17 protein-coding genes and 1 tRNA gene are annotated in these 26,761 nt (G+C 56.6%); 10 read left to right on the top strand and 8 right to left on the bottom strand.

What is annotated here, in order from left to right; genetic code table 11:
• Both KJ653_03940 and KJ653_03935 read left to right on the top strand, forming a co-directional pair.
• Positions 1–1,729, top strand: a 1,729-nt coding sequence (locus tag KJ653_03940; protein ID MBU0684982.1) for a winged helix DNA-binding domain-containing protein, incomplete at its 5' end; no start/stop codon positions are given.
• A gap of 44 nt (positions 1,730–1,773) precedes the next feature.
• Positions 1,774–2,325, top strand: coding sequence for a hypothetical protein (locus KJ653_03935; protein MBU0684981.1), 552 nt, complete (start codon positions 1,774–1,776; stop codon positions 2,323–2,325).
• On the opposite strand, the gene KJ653_03930 is transcribed toward KJ653_03935, so the two are convergent.
• Complete coding sequence (locus tag KJ653_03930) at positions 2,314–3,165, bottom strand: 8-oxoguanine DNA glycosylase (protein ID MBU0684980.1); 852 nt, start codon at positions 3,163–3,165, stop codon at positions 2,314–2,316. The two genes, KJ653_03935 and KJ653_03930, sit on opposite strands and share 12 nt — an antisense overlap.
• A gap of 22 nt (positions 3,166–3,187) precedes the next feature.
• A complete protein-coding gene (locus KJ653_03925; GenBank protein MBU0684979.1) occupies positions 3,188–3,670 on the bottom strand; it encodes an adenosine-specific kinase in 483 nt (160 codons plus the stop codon).
• A gap of 175 nt (positions 3,671–3,845) precedes the next feature.
• On the opposite strand from KJ653_03925, the gene KJ653_03920 reads away from it, so the two are divergent.
• Positions 3,846–5,516 carry a zinc ribbon domain-containing protein gene (locus KJ653_03920; protein MBU0684978.1) on the top strand — a complete coding sequence of 557 codons (1,671 nt, stop codon included), beginning with the start codon at positions 3,846–3,848 and terminating at the stop codon, positions 5,514–5,516.
• Positions 5,517–5,532: 16 nt separating this feature from the next.
• On the opposite strand, the gene KJ653_03915 is transcribed toward KJ653_03920, so the two are convergent.
• On the bottom strand, positions 5,533–7,695 hold the full coding sequence (locus KJ653_03915) for a DUF835 domain-containing protein (protein MBU0684977.1): 2,163 nt from the start codon (positions 7,693–7,695) through the stop codon (positions 5,533–5,535).
• Between the two features lie 140 nt (positions 7,696–7,835).
• On the opposite strand from KJ653_03915, the gene KJ653_03910 reads away from it, so the two are divergent.
• Both KJ653_03910 and KJ653_03905 read left to right on the top strand, forming a co-directional pair.
• A tRNA-Thr gene (locus KJ653_03910) sits at positions 7,836–7,939 on the top strand.
• 145 nt (positions 7,940–8,084) lie between these two features.
• Positions 8,085–8,912, top strand: a complete 828-nt coding sequence (locus KJ653_03905; GenBank protein ID MBU0684976.1) for a YIP1 family protein — start codon at positions 8,085–8,087, stop codon at positions 8,910–8,912.
• 6 nt (positions 8,913–8,918) lie between these two features.
• Here the strand turns inward: KJ653_03905 and thiC are convergent, their stop codons facing one another.
• A complete protein-coding gene (thiC, locus tag KJ653_03900) occupies positions 8,919–10,184 on the bottom strand; it encodes a phosphomethylpyrimidine synthase ThiC (GenBank protein MBU0684975.1) in 1,266 nt (421 codons plus the stop codon).
• 398 nt (positions 10,185–10,582) lie between these two features.
• Between thiC and gyrB the strand changes: the two genes are divergently transcribed.
• The 5 genes from gyrB (at position 10,583) to KJ653_03875 (ending at position 22,401) form a co-directional block, all read left to right on the top strand.
• Positions 10,583–12,481 carry a DNA topoisomerase (ATP-hydrolyzing) subunit B gene (gene gyrB / locus KJ653_03895; GenBank protein ID MBU0684974.1) on the top strand — a complete coding sequence of 633 codons (1,899 nt, stop codon included), beginning with the start codon at positions 10,583–10,585 and terminating at the stop codon, positions 12,479–12,481.
• A 10-nt stretch (positions 12,482–12,491) separates the two neighbouring features.
• Positions 12,492–15,110: a DNA gyrase subunit A gene (gene gyrA, locus KJ653_03890; protein MBU0684973.1), complete on the top strand. Its 2,619-nt coding sequence runs from the start codon at positions 12,492–12,494 to the stop codon at positions 15,108–15,110.
• 125 nt (positions 15,111–15,235) lie between these two features.
• Entirely contained in the window at positions 15,236–15,952 is a 717-nt protein-coding gene (locus tag KJ653_03885) for an AAA family ATPase (GenBank protein MBU0684972.1), read from the top strand.
• Positions 15,953–16,066: 114 nt separating this feature from the next.
• Positions 16,067–17,083 carry a zinc ribbon domain-containing protein gene (locus KJ653_03880; protein ID MBU0684971.1) on the top strand — a complete coding sequence of 339 codons (1,017 nt, stop codon included), beginning with the start codon at positions 16,067–16,069 and terminating at the stop codon, positions 17,081–17,083.
• 113 nt (positions 17,084–17,196) lie between these two features.
• Positions 17,197–22,401, top strand: coding sequence for a hypothetical protein (locus tag KJ653_03875; GenBank protein MBU0684970.1), 5,205 nt, complete (start codon positions 17,197–17,199; stop codon positions 22,399–22,401).
• 68 nt (positions 22,402–22,469) lie between these two features.
• Here the strand turns inward: KJ653_03875 and KJ653_03870 are convergent, their stop codons facing one another.
• The 4 genes from KJ653_03870 to KJ653_03855 all read right to left on the bottom strand — a co-directional run bounded on the left by KJ653_03870 (position 22,470) and on the right by KJ653_03855 (position 26,641).
• A complete protein-coding gene (locus KJ653_03870) occupies positions 22,470–22,757 on the bottom strand; it encodes a hypothetical protein (GenBank protein MBU0684969.1) in 288 nt (95 codons plus the stop codon).
• Positions 22,758–23,137: 380 nt separating this feature from the next.
• Positions 23,138–24,766, bottom strand: coding sequence for a type II/IV secretion system ATPase subunit (locus KJ653_03865; protein MBU0684968.1), 1,629 nt, complete (start codon positions 24,764–24,766; stop codon positions 23,138–23,140).
• An 87-nt stretch (positions 24,767–24,853) separates the two neighbouring features.
• Positions 24,854–25,786 (bottom strand): type II secretion system F family protein, encoded by a 933-nt coding sequence (locus tag KJ653_03860; protein MBU0684967.1) that lies wholly within the window; start codon positions 25,784–25,786, stop codon positions 24,854–24,856.
• On the bottom strand, positions 25,787–26,641 hold the full coding sequence (locus KJ653_03855; protein MBU0684966.1) for a type II secretion system F family protein: 855 nt from the start codon (positions 26,639–26,641) through the stop codon (positions 25,787–25,789).
• Between the last annotated feature and the right edge of the window lie 120 nt (positions 26,642–26,761).

The following is a 26,761-nucleotide window of genomic DNA, read 5'->3' as shown; positions in this document are numbered from 1 at the left end:
GGACATCATGAGGGAGCACTTCGACTCTCTCGATCGAAAGGGATACCTGTTGCGCGAGTACGACGAGGCCGAATCATGGAGTTCGAGGAACGTCTATACTATCTGCGGCATAGAACCTGAGGCAGAAGCGCCTTACGAGCGGGTCCTGAGAAGGTATCTGGGGGGTTTCGGCCCGGTCACACTCATGCAAACGGCCGCATATCTTGATGTCGAGCCAGAGGATGCGCGTGAGCGTCTCAGCCGAGTCGGCGCCAAGAGTATCATAGTCGGGCTGGAGAGGACGGAGATGTTCCTGCTCCCTGACGAGCTCAAGGATCTCGATCAGGAGGGTTTCCCTGACGACACTCTCCACATACTCTCCCTCTATGATTCTTATCTGAGCGACAAATGGACCGAGATCACCTCGAGGTACGGCGAGGGCTGGTTCTTCCCGCTAGTCCGTTCAGGCAGGACCGTCGGCATGATCGAGAAATGGCTCCTGGCGGGGTCAGTGGAGATCAGGGAAATTCACCTCAATGAGAAGGAGCTGCTTGGCCAGCTCATAGACACCTTCGATGGCATGATGGCGTTCTACAACTCCCTCGGTGTGGAGATCCTCCGTGTCAGGAACGTATTCGGTTCTGACGTGGGAGGGCTCGAAGACGATGTGAAGTCCGAATTCCTCAAGCGCGGTTACGCTGAATCCAACGGGATGCTCGTCAAGGGAAGGCTCGTCACCCCTTGCTTCGAGCAGACTGACCTGCTGAAAGTGGTTTTCGCTCTCCAGCATCTGGAAGAGTCGAACAAGATGAAGGACATGAACGAGGCCCTGGCAAGCTTTGGCGGACTGCGGTCCGACGTCGAGGCGGTCCTCCGCGTGAAGAAGTTCGAGACGATTCAGAGACTGCACAAGCGAGGCGCGGTCTATCGGTGCAGGATCGTACCCGACAGGATGGGCTACTGCACGATGGAGAGCGCCAGCTTGTACAGGGCGGCCAGAGCGGCCGATCTGACCAAGGACGAGAAGCTCGTCATGCGGATCGTCAGGGACCAGCAGCCGGTCAAGCGGCAGCGTCTGCTCGATCTTTCCCCTCTGGGCCATGAGGATACCTCGGAGGCGATCAGATCCCTGTATAGATCATCCAGGCTGTGCTTGGACTCGACCGTCGCATACGTCGCGACCAAGCGGCAGAACACCTCCAATCGAGTCGCCTGGGCGAGGATATTCGCCCGGTTGTTCGACAACTTCGGCGTCATGAGCGCGGAGTCGCTCAGCATGCTCACGGGGCACGGGATGCCGATGCGCGAGCTGAGACGCATCCTCAGGAAGCTGGAGGACGACGGTGTCCTCATCAAAGGGTTCATGCTCAAAGGCTCAGGAGTGCTTCATTGGGCGAGCAGGGAGGCGTTCGACATGCTGGGTAAGACGACCTTCACGGGAAATGTCGTGCTGTCCCCGGGAGACTACCTCTCACAGTACCTCCGAGTGTGCTCCAGGGACATCATGCCGGAGACAGGAAGGTACGCGGTGTTCCAGGGCATCAGGATGATCGGCTCATTCGAAGGGAAAAGCAAGGGCGGAAAGCTCGAGGTCGGCGATGTCAAAGGAGGACCGGAGTGCCAGGAGATAGTCTCCGAGTACGCTAGGATCCGCGGGCTCTTGCTTGCAGAAAAGGAGGCCGGCACGATTTCTGACTGGGAGATAATTGATTTCTATCAGAGGACCCATCCTGGCGAAGGCAAGAGCTAATCCGCTGGCAACAATGAAGTACTCCGCCAGTTCTTCAAGTCCTCATGGTGGACCCAGCGCTGTTGGCCGACGAGCCGGTGCCTGCCATCGCCCTTATCGTTGGGGGGCTGTTGTCGATGGCCGTCGCAGTCTACGGTCAAAGAGACGATTCTCATTGGGACGAGGTCGGGACGTTCATTGGATTCATGATCGGGGCCGCGATGTTCGTGGTCGCCTTCTTCGCGGGCACCAAGAACACGGTCGGGTGGCTCACGCTGGTGTTGATCATCCTGCTTGCCACGACGTTGTTCTTGAAACCCATGCGGGAGATCCCTTGGGCGGGCGTGCTCGGGGTGGTCGTCGGCGCAGCTGCTGCCTTCGCGGCTTCGTTCGTGCTGCCTTCGACCGTCTTGGGCGTCGACGAGTGGATCATCCTAGTGATCATCTTCTTCATAGTGGGCGCGATTGTGCATACGCTGCTCCACTTTCTAGAAGACGTCCTGACCATCGCAACGATGGTCCTCGATTGGAAGCTGACGATGATCATCATAGGTCTGGTTGCAGTTGCCGAAGGTGCCCTGCTTTTCATGGACAGGTCGATCATCTCATTTTTCTGAGAACATACACGTTCCCCCAGGCGCGCGCAACCTCTCGTTGTAGTACAGATACTCCTGCGCGTACCCCGCGTATGGGCCGAACCGCGCCAGAGCGAACTCCATCAACTTGTTGTATGAGCCTTTCCGATGGTACAGGCGCTCAAGTGCCCTCTCGATCCAGACATCGATAGGGAACGCATCGAGCCTGCCAAAACCGAACAACGAGACGCAGTCCGCCACCTTGTCTCCCACTCCAGGAAGCTGCTTCAGCTCATCTCTGAGGTCCTTGTTGGACATTCTCTGGAACTCCGACAGGGCATCATCGTCCAGGACCTTGCACGCTTCGTGGATGAACTTCGCGCGATATCCAAACCCGCACTTCGCCAGTTCTGACAAAGGGGCCCTTCGGAGCCTGTCCTGACTGGGGAATGAGTTTACTCCAGCGACGATCCTCTCGCCGTACCTGGTCGACAGAGTCTCGATCATCTTCGTTATCCGCGGAATGCTCGCATAGGTCGCCAGTATGAAACTTATCAGGCACTCCCACTCATCGATCTTGACTATCCTGAGACCTTTCAGCTCGGAAATCCCAGCCGCCATCACGGGATCTTCGGCGAGCGCCTTCTGGATTCCTCGGACGTCGTCATCAGCTCTCAGGTGCGTCCTGACAAGTCCTTCAACCTCTCGCCCTCCAGGGCTCGCCTCTATGTGGACGATTGAACCCTTCTGTCCTAATCTGATGAACTGATTCCCGAGCGGCCCCTCCCACAAGCCGCCTGGAGCCTTTCGCCATCTGAAGGTCTGGCCACAGCCCAATGTAAGGTTGAGGTCCAGAGGGCTGATTTTGATGTCGAGTCTCATTCTGCGATTCATCCTTGTGCTTCTATCTCTTGTAGCCGATCTTTCTGAGGAACGCTTTCCTGTCCTCAGCGTCCTTCGCCGACTCTGTCCCCTTGGGCTTCTCTCCGTCGATCACGCCCACGATGCCCCTTCCGCGCTCGTTCTCCGCGACCAATACGTCGACGGGGTTAGCGGTCGCGCAGAATATCGTGCATACCTCCTGGACTTCCTTGATCCTGTTCAAGACGTTGATTGGGTAGGCGTTCTCAAGTATCACTACGAAAGTGTGCCCGGCTCCGATCCTGTTCGCATTCTCCGCGGCGAGTTTCTTCAGCCTGTCGTCGTTGCCCTCCACCCTGACAAGGCATGGTCCTGAGGCCTCGCAGAATGCCACTCCGAACCTCGCCTGAGGGACGGAGCTCACTATCGCCTCGTACAGGTCCTCAGCGGTCTTGATGAAATGGGTCTGACCAACTATCACGTTCGCGTTTTCGGGAAACTCCAACCTTACTGACCTCAACTCCACGAGGATCCCCAGACATTGACAACTACGCCCATGTGGAAATATGTTTCTCCTCCTGCCAGGTACACTGGCGCACAGCTGCCGCCGTATAAGCTATCAATTTGCGAAATCAAAACGATTAACTATTTATCCAGGCATATCGTAAAGTGAGACCGCTGTTTCATGGAGGCAATACTCGTTGCCAAATTCTAGCGGGGACAAACTCTGTCCGATCTGCGATTCGCCCCTTCAGCCTGGCTCTAGGAAGTGCGGATTCTGCGGAACGGATCTTTCCATATTCGACATAGATATCGAGCCCGCCAGGAAGGCTCCTGAGCAAGCAGCTCCGCCTAGGGTCTCTGTGGAATCGCGCGTTGACGAAATATTCTCGATGTCCAAGCCCTCGGAGAAGCCGCCAGTTCAAAGAACTCCTGAAACGGCCCCGCCGTCCCGTGTGGAGTCTCCGAAGCAGATATTCTCACGTGCCCCTGGCGCCGACATCAGTACTGTCCCTGAACCGAAGCCCGCGCCCACGCCTGAGCCGATTCAAGAGGTCGAACCAGCTCCTGATATTCAAGATGAGGAAGTCGTGGCTGAGGTCGAGTCCTTTGAGTGCCCACAGTGCGGCACTTCTATCGAAGCGACCGCGACCCAGTGCCCCAAATGCGGGGTGATGTTCGCCGAGGAGGGCGTGGAGATGTTCCAGTGCCCAGCCTGCAATACTCTTGTCAGTGTGGACGCCAAATCCTGTCCTGGCTGCGGCGCCGTGTTCGTCGAGCCTGAGGCCCCTGCAATCGCCCCAAAGAAGGACATCGAACCGCCTATGGCTGAAGTCAAGGCACCTTCGAAGAAGCCTGCCAAGCCGGTCGAGCCCGAGAAGAAAGAGGAGAAAGCCGAGGACAAGAAGGGCTTCAAAAGTTTCTTCAAATGGGGCAAGAAGGCGTCAGAGCCCACTCCGAAACCCGAGACAAGTCCAGAGACGCCGACTCTGACCGAGAAGCCATCGCCTGCCCCTGCGTCTTCTGCTCCAAAACATGCCGAGGTCCGAGTTCGCGAAATCAAGCACGAGGAAGAGATCCCTGCACAGGCTCCCGCTCCACCAGCAGCGAAAGACAAGGGTAGAGATCTCGCGCGCATGGTCGCCGAGATGAAACCACTCCTGGCATTGGCCCGTGAGAAGGAAGTCGATATAGGCGAGAGCAAGCAGCTCATAGACGAGGCCGCGGCTGCTGGCAGGGAGCGGCAGATCGAGAGGGCCGTGGAGCTCGTGCAGAAGTCGAAGAACGCACTCATGGGCAAGATTGACTCCCACCTCGCGGATGCAATCACCAAGCTGAACGAGGAGATCAAGATCGCTCGTGAGTTTGGCGGAGACGTATCCAGACCGACGACTTACATTCAAGAGGTCGCACGAGCAAGAGCTGCCGGCGACATCGAGGCCGCTTATGTCTATGCCGAGAAGGTGGCCAAGGAACTGCTGCCGATCACTGGCAGGTACAATGAGTCGAAGAAGAAGATCGGGCAGCTCAAGAACTACATCGCAGACTGCGAGATATTCATTGTTGACACCAAGGACGCTAGGAGGCTTCTGATGGAAGCGTCCAAGGCCCTGGAAGCCAAGGACTTCGACAGAATGGACATCAGCATCAAGATGGCGAACGAAAGCCTGAACAAGTCCATACCAGGCCGCATGAACGAGGAGATGCGCAAGGCGAGGGACGAGCTTATCGACGCCAAGGTCAGGAATGTGAACATCACGCCGATGCTGACGGTTCTGAAGTCGGCGACCTCCCTCATGAAATCGGAGGAATACCCACAGGCGCTCAAGGAGATGCGTGAGTTCAAAGAGATGATGAAGAAGCCCGCGTAGAGTGAGGGTGCTTTCTTCAGGTCAGGTTCAGGACTTCCATCTCTCTTTCCAGAATCGAGACTTCCTGGGGCTTCATGGTCTCGGGACTCATGGATATGGCGAGAATGGCGCTCGACTCGGAGATCTCGTCTATCAGGCTTCTGACGAACCTTAGCACAGCCTCGAAGTTGGTCGTGCTCACGAGGTACTGGATTCCGTCAAGGACGATCATTCCCTTCTCCCCCTGCGCCATGAACTCCTGTATGACATGGATCAGCATCTCCAGAGAGGGCGCGACAGTCTTCTCTTGAGAACTCTCCTTGTCCGTGAGCCAGAGAATCTCGGGAGGCACCTTGAACTCGTCCCTTATACGCTTTGGGTTCATGCGCGTGATGACCATGCCAGCATAACCTTCGTCCATCTTCCTGCTGAGGAGCACGTTGCTGTACATCGGCCGCTCCTCCTCGACCAGGTAGCAGTGTCCGGGGTTCGCTTTGACCTCCTTCATGATCTCCTTCCTTGTCTCCTGAACAGGTGCCAGCGGCTTGAGTATGTCAGAGACGAGGTTGAGATCCACGTCCAGTTTCATTATTGTGGAGAAAGCCGCGATCTTCGTGAGCGTGCTCTCCAGCTCTCTGACATTGGTCGTGACGCGCTCAGCAATGTAAGTGACGATATCGTCGCTCAGCTTCAGATTCTTCTCCCGTGCCTTGAGCTTCAGGATCTTGACCCTTGTATCCAGGTCCGGAGGCTGCAGGTCCGTCGTGAGTCCCAGCATTATGCGGGAGCTCAGCCTGTCGCTGAAACCGGGAATCTGGGAAGGCAGCCGGTCGCTCGCGAGAACGACCTGTTTCTTGGAATCGATCAGATGGTCTATGACATGGGTGATATCTATCTGTGCTCGTTCGCTGGTTGCGAGGAACTGCATGTCATCGACGAGGAGCAGGTCCACGCTCTCCATGTCTTCTTTCATCCTCTTTCTTAGCGCCTCCTCCTGTGAGGTGTTGATCGCCTCGACGAGCTTGTCCGCAGGAACATACATGATCTTGATGCTCTTCGATTTGCTCCTCATGTGATTACCTATGGCGAAAATGAGGTGCGTCTTTCCAAGGCCGGATCCGCCGAAGACGAGCAGAGGATTGTAGGTCTTGCTCGGGGAGCTGGCCACTGAACTGGCCGCGGCCACTGGGAACTTCGACCCAGGACCCACGACGAAGTTGTCAAAGGTCATCTCCGTGTTCAAGGGCTTCGCGAAAGCAGGAGCCGCGGCGGCTGCCCCCTCAGCGCTGCACTTGGGGCATCTCCCCTCTTCATCCACCGGTCCTCCGCACCTGGGGCACTTCTTCGCGACATCCTCCTCAGGAGCTGTCTGGTACTTCAGTATCAGATCGTATACGTCCGCGGACTTCTCCTCTCGTTTCTTCTTCTCCATCTCCTGCTTGATCGATTCCTCAACGGTCTTCCTTTTTTGGATCTTGCGCTTGATCTTCTCTTGAAGGAATTCAATGTCGGATTCGATCTCCGCGATCTTGGCCCTGTCGTCTAGCTTCGACCTGATCTCCTCTATCTCTTGCTCGTGACCAAGGATTGGGAAGTTGTTCATCATGATCTCGAACTGCTTCAGCCTCTGCGCGTCCTGTTCGAACTGAGTGAGCTCCTTCGCGAGCGCCCCAGGGCCTTTCCTGAGCGCCTCCTCGAGAGTGTCCACCTTGAATCCCTTCCTGCGCCAGAGCTCGACTATTCCTCGCTGAGAATCGGCAGTCTCTTCCTCCTCGGCCTCCTCCTCAATCTTCTGCCCGGCTTCCAAGATGGGTGCCTTTGCCTGCACTGGCGCCTCGTCGATCCTGGCATCAGGGAACCTCCGCTCGAACTCCTCTATCGGTACCCTGCTGTGTAGCTCGATGTTGGAACCCCTATCCTGCGAGTCCTCCAGGATGAACCTTAGCGACTTCTCTCCCGTGTAGATCCTCTTGAGCTCCCTCGGTTTCGATTTCTCGAACTCGTAGACGGCCATCACCGGCGCGCCCTGCTCGACCACCAGGTACCCGATTGAGCTCATGATTTCTTTCTGAAGGGTCACCCTGACATATCCCGTGAAACTGTACTGTTTCAGGTCCTCGAGAATCCCCTTGAGGGAGTCCGACCCGCCCTTGGCGGTCCGGACGACGATTCCTTCGGGTATGCGCAGGTCGGTGACCATTTGGCGGGTCCCCAGCATGAATGCCGTCGAACCCTTAAAAGCCTCTCGTCTTTAAGGCGTCAATCTGGACTGCCTGGACCCCGATGTGGGAGAGGTCAAAAGCCTTAACTAGCAAGACAATCTTCCCAACAATCCCTGTTGCCACTGTAGCTCAGCGGTTGCATTTGCTGTTCAGCAATTGCCGCTAAAGAGCGGCGGTTTCGTAAACCGCAGGCCGGGGGTTCGATACCCTCCAGTGGCTCCATCTTCTCCATCAGCTGGCTCTGATTGGGCAATGCTAATATTCCTCGGACGCTATCGTCTTACTTATGATGCCCGAGTCTGTGGTGTACGTCCACAGTATGTCGTGTCCGTCATGCGGCCTTCAGTCTTCGGGATATTTGCAGGCGTTGGGGGATGGCACAGGCGTGACCATCTGCCCGAGATGCGGGACGAGCATCAAGCAGCAGCTGCCGGAGCGTTTTGTTCCTCAGATCCCCCCGGCGGACTTCCAATCCCCGATACATCCGCATGTTCATATGAGCCACTACCCAGGACTCTACATGCAGCCGAAGCACGCGCCAAGGTTGGATTTCTCGGACCTATTGCGCATCAGCTTCTCTCCGACAAAGGCCTTCTCCTCTTTATATCGATCTACCAACCTGCAGAGGGCGCTCGTCATAGTCGTCCTGTTCTCAATCATCTCCTCAGTCATCAGCCTGCTGGTGACTGCAGATATGGAACAGGTGCTCGGTTACAGCAGGGGGGACGCGTTCGAGCTGGCGTTCCAGGGATTCGTCAGCTGGATGGTGTCATTGCTGGCATTCCTGATCTTCGGAGTCACAACCGCGCTCGTGGCGAAGGATGTCTTCGGTGGCAGGGGAGAGCGTAGCGCCACCCTGATGCTCACTGGGTACGCCTATCCAGGCTATGTCCTCCTCAGCATGGTGCTCCTCTTGCTGTTCACGACTGGCTTCAGGGGTCTCGACTTGACCAGGGTCCAGGATTGGACGAGTGACGAGCTCAACCAGGCAATCGCAGCAGGAGCGGTGCTCCTCGTGGTAGCATTGATCGGACTGATCTGGCTGCTCTGGGTCACAAGCAAGGCAGTCAGCGTTGCGAACGACATATCGACAGGCGAGGCCGCGATGTCCTGCATTCTGGCAGCCATTGCTGCTGGAATCATCTATCTGGTGGTCGGCATGGTCATGCGAATGCCGCTGGGACTCTTCTTCTGACGAGTCTCATTCGCCGAGCAGCTTGTCGACCATCTTCATCGCGCACAGGTCTCCGCACATGGAGCAAACCTTCGGGCTGTGCGATCTCCGCCTCATCCAGAGTTCCTTGGTCTTCTCAGGGTCGAGAGACAGTTCGAACATCCTCTCCCAGTCGAAGGCTTTCCTCGCAGCAGACATCTCCCTATCCCAAGAAGTGTCTCGACCTCTGGCCAGGTCGGCCGCATGGGCCGCGATCCTGCTTGCGATCACACCCTCCTTTACATCTTCCACGGTTGGCAGAGACAGGTGTTCAGACGGCGTGACATAGCACAGGAAGTCGGCTCCGAAGTACGCTGCCAACGCTCCTCCTATCGCTCCAGTGATATGATCGTAGCCTGCGCCGACATCGCACACCAGAGGTCCGAGAACATAGAACGGTGCTCCCTTGCACACGGCCTTCTCGATCCTCACATTCGCTTCGATCTGGTTGAGAGGGACATGTCCTGGCCCCTCGACCATCGCTTGGACGCCTGCCTCTCTCGCCCGCTCCACGAGTTTTCCAAGAACGATGAGCTCGTGGAGTTGCGGGACATCTGTCGCATCGGCAATGCTCCCAGGCCTCAGGCCGTCGCCGAGGCTCAGGGCGAACTCGTGCTCCTTGGCCAACTCGAGCAGGTAATCATAATCCTCGAAGAGCGGGTTCTCCTTCCCGTTCTGGTGCATCCAGGCCACTAGTAGCGCTCCACCTCTTGACACGACCCCCGTGACTCGTTTGTGCTTCACTAGCGACCCGGCCGTTAGCTTCGTGACTCCACAGTGGACGGTCATGAAGTCCACACCATCCTTGGCGTGCTCCTCTATCGTCTTGAAGAGGTCGTCGCTAGTCATGTTGACAGGGCCACCCTTCCCTGAGGTCTTGCACACCGCCTCGTAGATAGGTACGGTGCCAACGGGCACTGTGGATGCCGCGATGATCTTTCTCCTTATCTGGCGTATTTTGCCTCCTGTGCTCAGGTCCATGATCGCGTCCGCACCGTATTTGACGGCCACCCTTACCTTCCTGAGCTCCTCGTCGACATCTATGTAGTCCCTTGAGGTGCCGATGTTTGCGTTGATCTTCACCCTGAGACCTTCGCCTATTGCGCAAGGGACTAGCTTCTTATGAGCGGGGTTCGAAGGGATTACGACCTTTCCTGCTCGGACAAGGGCCTTCAACTTGTCTGGCTCGATTCCTTCTTTCTTCGAAACCCCCTTCATTTCCTGTGGAAAAGGGCTCTTTCGACCAGCTTTCATCCAGGTTCGGAGCTACAGATTGCCTCATCGGTATAAATCCTTTCATTGACCGGTGATGATTTGTGTCGGTCCAGTCTGACTGAGTTCGCGTCTTATTTCAACCACCGTGACGAACTTGTCTCACCAGTCTCCAATGCCTTCCCTCCGTCGCCAAACAGGCCAGAGTCGTCTTGTCGTCAAGTGCCGACATTTCTCATGGAAATCATGGAGTGAAATCGACGGAAAATTGCAGTAGAAACGAAGGGGGGTTCCTGCATGCAGCCAGACGGTATTCTCAAAGCATTTATATACACGCAATCTGTTGATGAAATTGAAGGCCAAATAAAGCGCCGAAAGAAGGATGGGATGCGCGCAGAAAGATTCGGTGTTTGAGCCTGTCTCATAGGGGTCAAAATCTCATGGAAGATAGTGCGTACGATGCGGAGAACATCCAGGTTCTAGAGGGGTTGGAAGCGGTTCGAAAGCGTCCGAGCATGTACATCGGCAGCACAGATTTTCACGGCCTTCATCACCTTGTCTACGAAGTGGTCGACAACAGCATCGACGAGGCCATGGCCGGTTTCTGCACGGTCATCACGGTCGTTCTGAACGATGATGGCAGCGTCACTGTGGAGGACGATGGCAGAGGCATTCCGATAGGCATGCACAAGAAGTACAAGCAGGATGCCCTCGAACTCGTTCTTACCAAGCTGCACTCAGGTGGCAAGTTCGACAGGAAGACCTACAAGGTATCGGGCGGCCTCCACGGGGTCGGTCTGAGCGTCGTCAATGCGCTCTCAGAATGGCTTGAGGTCAGGATTAAGAGGCAAGGCAAGATCCATTTCCAGAGGTACGAGCGTGGCGTGCCCGCAAGTCCGATCAAGGTCGACGGTGAGGCCCCGGGTTCGGGCACTACCATCCGGTTCAAACCGGATGCTCAGATATTCGAGAGCACCGAGTTCAACTACGAGACCCTGTCTGGCAGGATGCGAGAGTTCGCTTTTCTCAACAAAGGCCTGAAGATCACGATATCGGAACCAAAGACGAACCAGTCGAATTCCTACAAGTTCGACGGAGGCATCGTCGAGTACGTCCAGTTCATCAACAGGAGCAAGACCTGCCTGCACGAGAAGCCGATATATGTCAATGTGGACCGGAACGGCATGCAGGTCGAGGTTGGCATGCAGTACACGGACAGCTACGCGGAGAACATTCACACATTCGCCAACAACATCAATACGACTGAGGGAGGGACGCATCTTGTGGGCTTCAGGGCCGCTCTGACCAGGACTCTCAACGACTACGCCAAGAAGAACGGCTTCCTGAAGGGTGGCAACAACGATTCCCTGAGCGGAGAAGACGTCAGGGAGGGCCTGACCGCCATCCTGAGCGTCAAGCTCCCGGAGCCGCAGTTCGAGGGCCAGACGAAGACGAAGCTTGGCAACAGCGATGTCAGGGGCATAGTCGAGTCGGCCGTGAACGAGAAACTGTTCGAATACCTGGAAGAGAACCCGAAGGTGGCCCAGACCTGCATCAGCAAGGCGATCATTGCCGCCCAGGCCAGGGAGGCCGCGAGGAAGGCAAGGGAGCTGACGAGGAGGAAGGGCCTGCTAGATGTCGGCAACCTCCCAGGCAAACTCTCAGATTGTTCTGAGAAGGACCCGACCAAGTGCGAACTCTTCCTTGTAGAGGGTGACTCGGCAGGCGGGAGCGCGAAGCAGGCCAGGGACAGGACCTTCCAGGCGATCCTACCTTTGAGGGGCAAGATCCTGAACGTGGAGAAGGCAAGACTGGACAAGATGCTGAAGAACGCGGAGATAAGGACCATCATCACAGCTCTGGGCACGGGCATCGACGCCGATATGAACATCGCGAAAGCGAGGTATCACAGGGTATGCATCATGACCGATGGAGACGTCGACGGGGCGCACATAAGAACGCTGCTTCTGACTTTCTTCTTCAGGTACATGAGGCCGATGATCGACCACGGCTACATTTACATCGCCCAGCCTCCATTGTACAGGGCCAAGAAGGGCAAGACCGAGAAGTACTTGTTCAGCGACAAGGAGCTCTCGGAGGTCGTCCAGGAGCTGGGCGACGGAGTGGACATACAGAGGTACAAAGGCCTGGGCGAGATGAACCCGGAGCAGCTCAGAGTCACGACAATGGACATCAAGTCACGGACCCTGAAGCGTGTCACGATCGAGGACGCCGTGGAGGCCGATGAGCTGTTCACGATTCTTATGGGCGATGCCGTTGAGCCTCGCCGACAGTTCATCCACGACCACGCAAAGGAAGTGGAGTTCTTGGATGTGTAGGTGGTAGTGGATGGAAGAGGCACCCGAGGGAGAACAGCAACCAATAGCCGCCAGACTTATCATACGGCCGATCGAGACCGAGATGAAGAAGTCGTACATCGACTACGCCATGAGCGTCATCATTGGTCGAGCTCTGCCCGATGTCAGCGACGGCCTGAAACCTGTCCACAGGCGCATTCTGTTCGCCATGAACGAGATGGGCCTCGCGCACAACAAGGGCCACAAGAAGGCCGCAAGGGTCGTAGGAGAGGTCCTGGGCAAGTTCCATCCGCATGGCGACCTCGCGATCTACGACACCCTGGTGCGCATGGCCCAGGTCTTCTCGATGCGATACCCGCTCATAGACGGACAGGGCAACTTCGGCAGCGTGGACGGCGACTCTGCAGCTGCGATGAGGTACACGGAATGCAGGCTCTCGGCGATCGCTGCTGAGATGCTCAGGGACGTCGACGAGGAGACGGTGGACTTCGCTCCCAACTTCGACGGGACTCTGAAGGAGCCTCTGGTGCTTCCTGCGAAGTTCCCGAACCTACTCGTGAACGGCTCCCAGGGGATCGCCGTCGGCATGGCAACGAACATCCCGCCCCACAACCTGAACGAGATCGTGGACGCTGTCGCGCTCATGATAGACCGGCAGATCAAGGGCGAGGACACCGAGCTCAAGGACCTGATGGAGGTCGTCAAGGGCCCGGACTTCCCGACGGGAGGCATCATCTACGGCGCCCAAGGCATCTACGAGGCGTACGCCTCCGGAAAGGGCAGGATTCGGGTAAGGGCCAGGTACACCGTCGAGCACGATGAGGACACCGGCAGGGCCACTGTGATCGTTACGGAGATACCGTACATGGTCAACAAGTCCTCGCTGCTCGAGGCGATCGCCGAGATGGTCAAGTCGAAGGCCATCGAGGGGATATCGGATCTGAGGGACGAGTCGGACAAGGAAGGCCTCAGAGTCGTGATCGAGCTGAAGAGGGATGCGATCGAGGAGGTAGTGCTCAACCAGCTCTTCGCTCACTCCCAGCTCCAGACGACCTTCGGAATCATCAACATCGCGCTGGTGAACAACCAGCCCAAGACGCTCTCGCTCAAAGAGATGCTCGAGTACTACATCGAGCACAGATTCGATGTGGTTAAGAGGCGGACGGAGCACATGCTCAGAGAGGCGGAGAAGAGAGCGCACATCCTGGCCGGCCTCATGATAGCACTGGACCATCTGGACGAGGTCATCAGGATCATTCGCAAGGCGAAGACGAGGGAGGAGGCCAGGAACGCGCTCATTGCCAAGTACCTCCTGTCCGAGGAACAGACCAAGGCCATACTCGAGATGCAGCTCCAGAGGCTCACGGGCATGGAGATGCAGGCTGTCCGGGACGAGGCCAATGCGACGAAGAAGCTCATAGACGAGTACAAATCTATCTTGAAGGATGAGAAGAAGATCCTAGGGATCATCAAGTCGGAGTTGGCCGAAGTCAAGGAGGAGTTCGGGGACGAGAGGCGGACGACCATCGAGGCGAACGCCTTGGACCTGGACATCGAGGACCTCATACCAGTCGAGGATGTCGTGGTCACGATCAGCCAGACTGGATACATCAAACGCCTGCCGCTGGAAACATACGAGTCGCAGAAGCGCGGAGGCGTAGGCCTGATGGGCATGGAGACGAAGGAGGAGGACTATGTCGTCGACCTGTTCATAACAAGTTCCCACGACTATGTAATGTACATCACGAACCACGGCAGGGTCTACTGGCTCAAGGCCTACAAGATACCCGTCGGCGGGAGACACGCCAAGGGCAAACCGGTCGTGAACCTGCTCGAGCACCTCGAGGACGGCGAGAAGGTCGTCAACACCATACCCGTCAAGCTGTTCACGGACGACCACTACCTCGTGTTCGCGACGAAGAACGGAACCATCAAGAAGACGCGGCTCTCGGCATACTCCCATGTCAGGCAGAGCGGCATAATCGCGATCAAGCTCGACGATGGCGACGAGGTCGTCGACACGACCATCACCGACGGCTCCAAGGAGGTCATCCTGGCGACGAGGAAGGGCCTGGCCGCGAGGTTCGCGGAGACGGATGTGCGCCCGACCGGCAGGGCAACATACGGCGTCAGAGGGATAAGGCTCAGGAAGGGCGACGAGGTCGTCAGCATGGCCGTGGTGGATCCCAAGGACCATCTTCTCACCGTCACCGAGAACGGCTACGGAAAGCGGTCGCTCGTCGAGGACTACAGAAAGATCCACAGGGGTGGCAAGGGCGTCATCACGATCAAGACCGGCGGCAGGAACGGGGACGTCATCACGGTCAAGACCGTCGAGGATGACAACGAGCTGATTGTAACGAGCGTCCACGGCATGGTCATCAGGATGCCAGTGCAGGGCATCAGCCTGCAGGGGAGGGCCACGATGGGCGTGAGGGTCATGAAGCTCAAAGAGAAGGACAAGATCAGCGCGGTCGCGCGCCTGATAGGCCTCAGCGAGGAGGAGCGCGCGGTCGCGAGCAGGACGCTCACGAGCTGTCCCACTCCGAACGGAGACATAGTCGACGAGAACGGGGACGAAGACGAGGGCGACGGGAAGGACGAGGAGTCAGACGGGTCAGATGATGACTCCGGGAATGACGAGGGATGAGCCCCAGCTCGACTGACTGGCCATCGTTTCAATTCTGATAACGGCCCGGAAAGATTTAATAGACCAGATGGCATTGAAAACCCCAAGCATCAGACCACAGCCCCGTCGCTCAGGAGGGCTCACTAGTGTTCAAGGATTCTATACCAGGCTTGGAAAAGGTCTTCAAGAACGACGTGGACAGGCCCAAGGTGATACTCGTCACAGGTCCTCCGGGATCGATGAAGACAACCTTCTGCTACACCCTCATGTCCCAGTACCTGAGGGACAAGAACGAATTCGGGCTGTACGCCACACTCGAGGAGACGGCCGACAGCCACCTGAAGAACATGGAGAGCATCGGGGCGAAGCTTTCCATGAAGATGCAGATCTCCGACCTGACGGACCTTAGGGAGATCGACCAGATCGACGAGGTCATAGGCCAGGATGCGCAGACCGACTACGTCCTGTTCATCGAGAAGATGATCCAGAGGTTCAGGAAGACCCACGGAGACAAGTTCTCGATATTCGTGCTCGACTCATTGGGTGCTCTGTACTCCCTCATGGAGAACGTCCAGGACATGAGGAAGAAGATGTTCTATTTCTTCAAGATGCTCAGGGACAACAACCTGACTGCGTTCATCATCATGGAGCGCTCGCTCACTGGCGAGTCGCAGCTGCTCGGCAACGAGGGTTTCCTGGCGGACGGCATAATGCACCTTGGACTCGACAGGCAGCGCGGAAAGCTCATGAGGTTCCTCCAGGTTGAGAAGATGCGGGCTGCGGAGCACTCAATGGAGAGACACGCGATCGAGGTGGGCAGGAACGGCATTCAGGTGCTCGGGCCATTGCTCAGCGCGCCCTGAGGGTCAGGGCCTGAGCCAATCAAAACTTTGTAGTATTACACAACCTATATGTGTGCGTTCGCAATCCGCAGTCCCGTTAGAGAACCAGCGTCGAGACTCCCCAAGGGATGAACCATGCCAGAGGACCAGAAGGACCAGAAGGACCCGACTATCTCGGACATCATAGAAGATGCCGTCAAGAGGCTCAAGACGCAGGAGGCAGAGGTCAGAAAGAGGGACCTCGAGCTGAAGGCCCAGACTGAGGATGTCCAGAAGCAGAAGTCCGAGCTCGACACCCTCGAGCAGCGTCTGAGAGAGAAGGAGGATTCCATGAGACAGAAGGAATCCTCGCTCGACCAGAAGTCAGAAGAACTGAAGAAGCGCGAGACCGCCGTTCAGGAGAAGGCATCACAGGTCGAGGGGAAGAGCGCTGAGATGTCCAAGTTGGAAGCGACCGCCAAGGCCACCATGAACGCGGCTGAGGCAAGGGAGAAGGACGCCCAGGACCAACTGGCGGACATCAGCAAGCATCAGTCAGAGCTTTCCGACAGGCGCAAGAGCCTCCTTGACCGGGAAGAGCTCCTCAAGAAGTCGGAGGAGGAGGCTCAGAGGTTGCTCGAGCAGATAACGTCCCGACGCGACGCTCTCGTTGCGAGAGAGAGGTCTCTCGCTGAGGAGGAAGAGACCATCAGGAGAGACCGAGAGAAACTGTCAGAGGACGCTCGTAAGCTCCTGGACAAGCAGAAGGATATGCTCGCGAAAGGTTTCCTCGTCCCGCCGGTCAGGACGGAAGAGTCCGAGGCGCCTGCCAACCTGAGCGAGGACGAGATGCAGTGCCCGAACTGCAGGACGGTCATAAGCAAGGACGCGGTCATGTGCTACGCCTGTGGTCAGAAGATCAGGGAGGAGGAGGTCGCCCAGCCCGAGACAGTCCCCGAGGAGGAAGCATCCGAGGACGAGATCGCGTGCCCCAACTGCAAGACTATGGTGAGCACGGATGCGCTCATGTGCTACGCCTGTGGCGCGAACATCAAGGACGCGCTCGCGAAGTTGGAAGAGAAGATAGAGTCAGCAGATGAAGGCGAGAAGTCGGGCTTGCTCAGGAAACCTCAGATTTTCGTCAAGAAAATCGTGAAGAAGAAAGTGGTCTAGCCAGACACTCCGGAAAACCCTTCCTCGACATGAGAATGCGGTAAATACATTTTTATATGGCTGACCTGCTTACTTCTTCCCGCAGTACCCAGCATCCTGGGTGGGTGAACTTTATGAAAGGCAAAGCTGACAAGCTAGTTGCCAATAGAACGTTGAGTGCTTTGGCCGTCGTGTGTCTTGTGATTTCCGCCTTCGCGGGCCTTCTGTTCATGGCCGATATGACGCCCACGAGAGCCGCCGCGGGCGACCTGATCGTTCAGAACGGAACGTATACCATAGAGAACATCGAACAGCCGATCGACGGCAATGTCGAAGTTCGAGTCGGCGGAGAGCTGATCATCAGGGACGCGACCATGAGCATCATCAGCAACAACAATCCTAACCTGAAGCACAGTATCACTGTCTTCGCGGGCGGCAAGCTCGTCCTGGACCATGGTACCATCACTGCCTACCTGGACCAGATCAACCCATGGCCGTTCCTGAACATCACTGTCCAGGATGGCGGTAAGCTCATTGCGACCAACAACTCGTTGCTCATGTTCCCAGGGAACATCATCCTGAGAACGGACGCGAACGTCAGCCTGACGGACACTGAGATCATGGCGCTCCCGCCGACGCTGGTCGCACAGTATGTGATCGGATCGAGCGGCGCGATAACCTTCGACTCGGCCGATGACGGTCCTGCAATCACCCTGAACGACTCGACCCTGGAGCTCTATGATTCGTCCATATTCGACCTTCCTGAGTATGCTACTGACCTCGTGTCCGCGAGCAATTTGACCCTGAACGGTGAGTCGACGCTTCTGGCCGTCAACAGCTATATCAGCGTCGATTTCGGACCAACTCGAGTTGCGGCGGATTGGCATGTGCATAATGCGATAGTAATCAACGACATGTCTCATGCATACTTCTACGGAGCTAGTTTCCAGACATACACGGGAGCCCTAGCCGACAGAGCCCCAGCCATCATGGCATCTGGAGCTAGTGCATCGCCAGCAGTCCCCCTAACGAGAGGGCTCGCTGATAGTACTTCGGGATCCTTGACGAACCTCGCGGTTGTGGATGGAGGGACTATTCAGGTCTTGCCGACACAAACCCTCGAAATCGACACATGGGACGTGAGCGGTCTTTCTGATGCCCTTCCAGTAAGCTCAGCCACGCTTGTGGCGACATATGCCGTCGCCCCAGCTTACAGCGGAACGGCGCATGTTCAGTGGGCAAGGCAAGGTAGTGCGTATTCTGATACGTCGATTGTACCTGTCAACACCGATCCACCAGGCACTGAGAGACTTTACAATCTCCCGTTGTCGACGATAGCGACTGTTGGCGATGTCAGAAACATGAACATGAGATTCGTGAATGGGCCTGGAGCAGGCTTCGTCGAATTCGATCGTATCTGGATAATGTTCACTGTTGGAGCTGACGCCTTCATCTACAGATGGCTCAATACAACAATCGGTGATGAATACGGCGTCCCCACATCCAACTCCAATGTCTTAGCCAACTTCACTGGCGCGACCGAGTTAGAGGGTCTGCAGGCAATATACTACGCTCCGAGGAGTGTGTCAACGACGCCCCCTTCCGAGATTCTTGCCTATATGGGTGAGACGGCTTTGACCTATTCGATGACGAAGAGTGACGGAAAGGCCACAATACCCTATCTCACCGACATCATCACAGGCAGTGGATCAATGGACTCGAGGTTTGTAGGTTCCTACGACATCACAGGAGTAAATGGATCATTCAAATCTACGGAGGCATTCTCCTTCCCCGCTTACCCTGCCATGACCCACGCTGATCAGAGCTTCGATGTCACTGTTTCGATAATAGGTCTCTCTGCGCCCAGCCCTGATCCCTCCAGATGGTTGGTCGTCCCTCCATCTCTTGACATCAAGAACATGACATACTACCATGCAGGAGATGTCATTGTCGCCGCTGGAGGCACACTGAGTTTCACGAACTCGGTATTCCAGCTGGTACCGCCTGGCTCATACACGAAGACGATCTATGTCGACGGAACCGCCGCCTCCCCTGCGAAACTGCTGTTCCAGAAATCAAGAGTCACAAGCCAGTATCCGATCAACATTGTTGTCAGGGGAGACGGGATACTAGAGGTCGTTGACTCCGTTATGGAAGGCGTGAACATTGTCATCGAAGAGAACGCGACCATATTGTTCTCCAATGTGGTGATGGATGGCAAGATCACGACGGCCTGGGATTCATGGACCAAGAAGATCTCCATCAAGGATTCTGACCTTAGCCAGATACCGGAACTCTCCGGTAGTGTTGAGGCAGGGTTCACGAACACGAGTGTACCCGCAATCGAGGTTACTGACGACGCTGTAGCACTGATCTACAGATGGATCCATGTGACTGTCCTCGATGGGGCAGGAATGCCTCTGCCAGGCGTGAACGTATCCACAAGATCATATGTCAGCCAGGTCCCAGCCGGATGGGCGATGAGCAGCGCCGCGCCAGAATCACTCGGAGTTGCCAAGGTCAATTCGCTTGGCACGAGACTGACTTCCATCGGTTCCACCTTCGTGGGGAACTACTGGGTCAATGCTACGTACACATATCCTGCAGTTGCGGGACAGCCATACTATGCTGACAATTCTTCGGGAGATTCGGAAATCTCCCTGAGCGTCAAGCCCTATGAGAAGCCGCTCGGCAGGAACGCAACCTATGCCACAATGACGATTCCAGCCGCTCTATGCGACCTCAGCGTGAACCAGGGTTACACACCTGTTTGGGCTTTAAACGCAACAGGCGTCTCCATCACGCACCTGAGGATGGGGGAGACTGTTTGGATATATGGAAGGATAAACAACACTGGTGTTGCGAGCGCCTACAAAGTTGCTGTCGAGTTCTTCGACGACTTCAACAAGAATGGCATTCCAGATGTAGATAACAACGAACTGTTCGCCACGACGAGCATACCGGTGATCATGGCAGGCTTGTCCGGAGTTGCGAGTGCCAGCTGGACCGCATCGGGGCAGGTCGACCCGAACAGTCACACATTCCTAGTTGTGGCAGACAGGCTCAACGTGATCCGCGAGATAAATGATGCTACGCCCGCGATCGCATCTGGCATCTTGACCATCAAGAGCCTTCCGGACATCAGGGTCAGTGCGGGATCACCCCTCAATCCATCCATCAAGGCGTCCATCGACTTCGTGATCGTTGGGACGGCGTGCGACCTACAGGCGAGAATCTACAATGACGGAAACAACGTGAGCACCTTGGTTCAGGTCGACTTCTTCGATGATGGTGCGTACGTCGGATCGGACAACATCACGGGAATTACGCCCGGTGGATCCATATTGGCATCTGTTCCATGGAATCCAGCGAATCCTGGAGTGCAACACACGATTGAGGTTGTGGCTACTCTAATGGGCGGTTACGAGGAAATGGATCCTCTAAACAACCATGATAGCATCCAGATAATGGTGTACGACCACCCAGATCTGCTGCTGTCCTCAATCGAGACGACCCCAGCTATCGCTGTGCCAGGAGGAGAGACCGTAACGGTAAGAGCGCAGTTGCAGAACCTGAACGCAGCACCGTTCGTCAATCCAAACCTGGTTCTCTATGTCACATGGGCCGGCGGGTCGATAGCTCCGATACCCTGGGATGTCTCTGGCGTGTCTCTCTCGGCCGCTAGCGGATCTCTCGAGGTGACACAGACCTTCACGTCTCCGACAGTGACGGTTCGGACTGATGTGACCCTAGTGATGAGGGTCAACGAGGGCCATGACCAAGTGGAAACGAACTACATGAACAATGAGCAGACTATCATCATTGCCGTGACCGATGTCAGGCCGGACCTGTCCATCGTGTCTTCGGACATCTATGTGCAGCGCGGCACGACCAACGTAACGAGCGATGTATTCGGTCACCAGGTCAACGTCCGAGCCCTTGTCAGGGACCTTGGAGGAAGGCGGGTAGATGCCTTCCAGGTGGAGATCGGCGTCAGGGGCGCAGGCTATAACCACACCATCCACACGAAAGCGAACTACAACATCTCCTCGAACGCGACGGAGAACACGCTCCTGGTCACGGTCCTGTGGCCGATCAACCTGACAACTCCAGGCGCTTACGAGATCTGGGTCTGGCTTGATGGGCCGGGATCGATAGCAGAGCCGAACGAGGCCAACAACTTCGCTGTAGCACCCTTCAACATAACGCAGCTGCTAGTCGATGTGGTGATCATTAGTGACTTCGCCGAATACAATGCTGGCGATATGATGGTCATCAGTGCGACGGTGACTTACGCCGGCATGAGTGACCCTGTCAAGAGTCTGCCAGGAGTTGTGTTCTGGCTGGTCGACTCTTCCGGCGAGCTTGTGCCGGACTCGAACAGCACCGTTGAGACGACGAGCCTGGACGGAAGCATAATCGTCCTCCTGAGAATACCGCCATCTCTTGACACTGGTACATACACCGTCAGGGCCGTGATCCTCGACTCCGATTATGACAGCGCGACCACGATCCATGTGAGCGCACAAGTCTCGGGCGGATTGTTCCCGTGGTGGGTCTGGGTACTCATCATCGTCGCTGTTGTTGGCGTTGTTGCTGGCTTCACCGTGTACACTTATATATATGGTCTTGGTAAACTCGTGGAGTGCGGCGAGTGCGGCGCGTTCATACCGGCCGCGAGCAAGAGATGCCCGAAGTGTGGTGTCGAGTTCGAAGCTGGCACGATGAAGTGCTCCGAGTGCGGCGCGTGGATACCTGCTGAATCGACCGAGTGCCCGAACTGTGGCGTGAAGTTCGCGGGCGAGACCGAAGTGGAGGCCGACTACCTCGAGCGCATGAGGAAGGAGTACGATGAGATCGTCTCCAAGTACCGCGAGCTCGCGAAGCCCGAGCTAGGCAAGAAGTTCAGCGAGAAGGCATTCGAGGCCTGGTGGATGGCGCAGCCTGGGTACATCAGCTTCGACGACTGGCTCGCCAGGGAAGAGGAGAAGAAGAAGGAGGGCCCGGTCCCGTGCCCGGTCTGTGGCACGCTGAACCCGAAGGAAGCGAACGTGTGCCACAAGTGCGGCACCGTGTTCGGGGCGGTCAAGCCAGCAGTAGCACCGCCAAAGAAGGGCCTGCCACCCGCGGCGCCGCCCGAGGAGAGGGCGGTCGAGGGGGCGCCTCTGACGGAGGAGAGAGGCGGCACACAGGCTCAGCAGGTGCCTCCGGCAATGGCGCCCAGGATGGTCATCAGAAGGCCGATAGACCGAAAGGTCGTGCCCAAGAAGATCATCAAGACGCCCGTGAGCGGCGAGGAGAAAGAGACCGGGTCAGGCGAAGAGGACGAGAACCAGTAGTCCTTTCGAGCCTCCAAACCCAGTAAACCCCTTATACGCTTTTCATTTCCCTTTGTTCTGGCAGGGCCCTAGGTCGATGGCTTCCCGGTCAGGTGCAGCCCCCTCGCTCGAACGGTCAGCAGTCGATCACGAATCGTCATCTGAAACCAGTCTCCCCGGTGTCCCACAAAGACCGGGAGCGCCATTCTGAGGATCACTGTCGCCGCGGAGACGAAGGCGATCATATACCCGTCACCTGAGATATCATATCCGTACAGGTGGGCGAAGTTCAGATCGATTGCTAGGCTGAGCGCCCGTCCTAGGCCGGCTAGAGAGGCGTCAACAAGGCGAGCTATGATGCTATGATGAAGTACCACAGTCCCATGGAGCTCTCCCACAAGGTGGTGTTAGTATTGAAGTCCCATCCGGCAGTCACAGCAGCAATCCCGAGTACCGCCCCCGCAACACACATCACATTGACCCTAACCCGGATCGGAGATCCCACCAGAATCAAGGCGGCAACGAAAATGCCCCATATCACGAGCGGTCCCCAGAACAAATAGAGAGCCAAAGGAGCCCACGTGGGCCTTCGTCCAGTCTGCCTGCGATGGTGAATGCAGCCGGTCAGTATTAGACTGGTCGCTCGAGCGCGCGGTGGGAAGCATCGTCCCCTGGCAGGAAATCCTGGTCGTGAACAAGAGCATAGCCCCGAATCGGATTACGCCCCCAGTCTTGAAGATACTCAGAATCAACAAACTCAGAGCTTCTCCGCGCCCTCAGCCAGCTTTGCCCTCACTTCCTTCATGACCTTCTCGGGGTCCTTGTAATATGCAGAGATGATCGTTGCGACCTTCCTGTGGTTGTCCATCCCGATCTTCTTCATGTACTCCAGGATGTCCACACGCCTCTTGATCTCCCTCTCCATCTCTCTCGGGGCCCAGTTCCTGGCCATCCTGACCTTCTCGTAAACGTAGCTGTGGCCGCTGTAGTTGAAGCTGTCATCCGCGGGATTCCATGTGTAGACCGAGTTGGTGATGAGCTCGTTCGTCTCAGGGTCGATGCCAACGATCTCAGTAAGAGATTTCACACGCCTGGTCATCTTGGTGCCGACCTTGACCTGTGCCTGGAGTAGGACGATGTTCAGTGCCGTGATAAGCGCCCTTGGCAGGTTGATCGGGTCGTTCTCCATCCTGTGCACCATCGCCTGGACGTCCTCCGCGTGGAAGGTTGAGTAGCAGGTCTTGCCGGTGGCCATGGCCTGGAAGACGACGTATGCCTCCTTGCCTCTGACCTCACCGACCATCAGGTACTGTGGCCTCTGTCTCATGGCTGATGTGAGGAGATCGAACATGTCTATCTCGCCTGACGCCCTGCCAGTGATGTGGCTCTTGCCTCCGAACCCTTCCCTCGTGAGGCCCGGGACCCAGTTCTCGTGGGGCAGGTTGAGCTCCCTGGTGTCTTCGATGGAGACGATCTTCATCTGAGGCGGGATGAAAAGCAGGATCGCGTTGAGGGTAGTAGTCTTGCCGCTCGCAGTGCCTCCGCAGACGAGCATCGACTGGCCGTGCTCGATCGAGATCCATAGATACGCCATCATCTCCGTGCTCATTGTCTTGAACTTGAGCAGGTCGAGGGGCGTGAACGGGTTCTCCTTGAACCGCCTGATGGTGAACGAGGATCCTCTCTTTGTCACGTGCCTACCGAGGGTCGCCTGCAGTCTGGAACCGTCCGGGATCGTTGCATCGAGCAGCGGGCTCGCCACAGAGATGTGCTTGCCGCACTTCTGGGCCAGCCAGACGACATATCCGTCCAGCTCCACCTCCTTGACGAATCTCAGGTTTGACCTGATCGAGCCGTACTTCCTGTGGTATATGTAGAATGGGACATCGACGCCGTCGCATGAGCAGTCCTCCACGTTCGGGTCTGACATCATCGCGTTGATCACACCGTATCCGATGAAGTCCCTGATGATGTAGTAAGTCACCCTCTCCTTCGAGATCGGGTGGAGCGTTACCCCGAGCTGAACCATGAGCCTCTCGACTATCCTCCTGAGGTACTTCTCTTTCTCTTCGGCTACCGTCTCGGTCATCTTCTCGACAGAAGCGACCAGGGTCTCCTTCAGGAGCGTCAGGACATCCCGTTCGTCCTCGGACAGCTTCGGCTCGATGACCTCGTAAAGGTACTCGTTGGACTTGTTGTCATACTTGATCCTCACGTAGACGTAGTTCTGTTTGATCGGAAGTAGCTCCACCTCGTCCACGTTCGGCTCGGAAATCTTGGGGATGTCCGTTATCCTCGACATGTCCGTGCCGGTCTCGCTCTTGGGGAGGGCGATCATCAAGGGCTTCGGTTTGATCTTCAGCAGGAAGTTGTAGTACGCCGACATGAAGCCTGGGCCCTTCTTCTTCTCATTCGGTTCCTCGGTTCCAGGTTCAACTTGCATCTTGGGCTGTTCAGTCTCTGTCATCTTTACTCACCCGATGACCCTCAATGATACGAACCCTGCGATCAGCATTATGAAGCTGTGCCTCATGCCTATCGGTATGCTCCCATTCGCTATGACTCCCGCCAGCAGACCGTCACCTATCGCGTGTACGACCACAGACAGCAGGAAGATGAACGAGACCGTAGGGATGATGTCAACCTGAATGCTCACACCCGGTATCTCCCCCAGGCCCTGCTTCTCCGCCTGCTCGCTGACCTGCTTGCCTGCCTGTTCCATCTTCGGAAGGAACTGGCCCTGCAGGATCAGGATGGTGGCGATGAACACGAAGAAGGCGATGTATACGACCAGGACGTAGGTCTGCATCGTAACGCCTCTCTCCTCCTGTGTCAGGATGGTGTCCTTTGCGTCGTGCGAGACCATGCTCAGCACATCGGCGACATTGCCGCCTGCGTCGTTGGCCTTCATGATGATGGACGCCATTCTTGTGACCAGAGGCGTCTTGACCCTCTCGGAGAAAAGCCTGATGGCCTCGGAGGCGGGCACGCCCCACTCGATCTGCGCGGCCATCCTCGTGATCTCTGGTGTCAGCCGACCATACCTTCCGGACGATGCGACGACTATTGCGTTCGCGAGAGTCATGCCGAATCTGCCGGCCTCTGCGACATCTCTCAGGAAGTCAGGCAGCCTCGTCTCGATCTCCCTAACGCGCTTCTCCCTGGTGGTCGCGTAGAATCCGTACGGGCCGATGATCGCCGCGATTGCGAAGATGATCCAGTCGATCGGGTCTAGTGGGAGTTTCAGGCTTCCCATGTTGTCCACGATTGCCATGAATATGAACAGCGCGGCCACACCCATCGAAGCGCCCAGGAGGGTCTTCGTCAGGTCCACCTTGTCAGTTGCCAGTATCCGTTTGAGGGCTTTCTCCCTCTCCTGCTCATTCATGGCTTTCTGAGGCGGCATCTACATCGCACTCTCCTTTGACATGTTCCAGATGACGAATATGAAACCGAACTGTGACACAGGGATCATCCCGAGCACTATCAGATAGAGCATCATGACCATGAATTGGGGGTCTCCCCCGCCGACGATGGCCATGATCGCCAGGATGAGCACAAGGAACAGGGGGAACGCGACGACGACGGTCACGAACGACTCCGCGAGCATACCCAGGGTCTCCATCTGGGACTTGAGGGCAAGCTTGTTCTCTTTCTGGTACTCCTCGGCCTTGAGCAGGAAATACGGCTTCAGCTGTCCGCCGGATGTCGATGTGGTGATGACGCCTTGAAGGAAGTCCTGGAACTTCGAGGACGGGGACCTCTTTGCAGCCTTCTTGATGGCCGTAAGGATATCAGACCCCAGCAGCTCGGTGTCCCTGGTGATCCACGCGGCCTCCTGGCTTATCTCTCCGTAGACCTTCTGCCTTGACAGCTCCTTGAATATGACATCGATGTTGACATCGGCCGACGCCATCGCCGAGATGAAGCTCATGGCGGCGGCGATCCTCTTCTCTATGTCTCTTCCGCGTCTCTTCGCCTTCGAATGCGGGGAGCCGAGCAACATCATGTATGCCATTATCGGTAGCAGGCCAATCGCGAGGGCCGCCACCACGACTCTGAGAACCACGCTCACGCCCAGGAGGCCGAACAGGACAACACCGACGCCTATGCCGATTGCCACGCCTATGATAGCTGAGACGAGCGTGCCCATCAACACATATGCCAGGTACTCCTCTGGCCTGATCTTCATGTGGGCCTTCAGGAGCGAGTCATCCAGCTGCTGCAGCTGGGCTGTCCTCGTCTTGGCGTACTTGCCCATCGTCCTCCACGCGAGGTCTTGGAACGGCGAGAGTTTGATGTACTCGGGAACAGCGCCCTTCGTGAGTCTTACAGCATGCGGGCCGAGCCTCTCGCCCGTCTGCGCGATCGAGGTCTTGAG

Source organism: Candidatus Thermoplasmatota archaeon (genome assembly GCA_018814355.1).
GTDB lineage: Archaea > Thermoplasmatota > Thermoplasmata > UBA10834 > UBA10834 > COMBO-56-21.
This window is presented reverse-complemented; position numbering and strand designations above follow the sequence as displayed.

What these genes read in the sequence shown, in the direction of transcription:
- KJ653_03855 (MBU0684966.1), bottom strand. Translation starts at nt 26,641, where the DNA reads ATGGGCAAGTACGCCAAGACGAGGACAGCCCAGCTGCAGCAGCTGGAT.
- KJ653_03865 (MBU0684968.1), bottom strand. Translation starts at nt 24,766, where the DNA reads ATGTCGGCGTACTACAACTTCCTGCTGAAGATCAAACCGAAGCCCTTG.
- gyrB (MBU0684974.1), top strand. Translation starts at nt 10,583, where the DNA reads ATGGAAGATAGTGCGTACGATGCGGAGAACATCCAGGTTCTAGAGGGG.
- KJ653_03935 (MBU0684981.1), top strand. Translation starts at nt 1,774, where the DNA reads ATGGTGGACCCAGCGCTGTTGGCCGACGAGCCGGTGCCTGCCATCGCC.
- KJ653_03860 (MBU0684967.1), bottom strand. Translation starts at nt 25,786, where the DNA reads ATGCCGCCTCAGAAAGCCATGAATGAGCAGGAGAGGGAGAAAGCCCTC.
- KJ653_03915 (MBU0684977.1), bottom strand. Translation starts at nt 7,695, where the DNA reads ATGGTCACCGACCTGCGCATACCCGAAGGAATCGTCGTCCGGACCGCC.
- KJ653_03880 (MBU0684971.1), top strand. Translation starts at nt 16,067, where the DNA reads ATGCCAGAGGACCAGAAGGACCAGAAGGACCCGACTATCTCGGACATC.
- gyrA (MBU0684973.1), top strand. Translation starts at nt 12,492, where the DNA reads ATGGAAGAGGCACCCGAGGGAGAACAGCAACCAATAGCCGCCAGACTT.
- thiC (MBU0684975.1), bottom strand. Translation starts at nt 10,184, where the DNA reads ATGAAAGCTGGTCGAAAGAGCCCTTTTCCACAGGAAATGAAGGGGGTT.
- KJ653_03875 (MBU0684970.1), top strand. Translation starts at nt 17,197, where the DNA reads ATGAAAGGCAAAGCTGACAAGCTAGTTGCCAATAGAACGTTGAGTGCT.
- KJ653_03930 (MBU0684980.1), bottom strand. Translation starts at nt 3,165, where the DNA reads ATGAGACTCGACATCAAAATCAGCCCTCTGGACCTCAACCTTACATTG.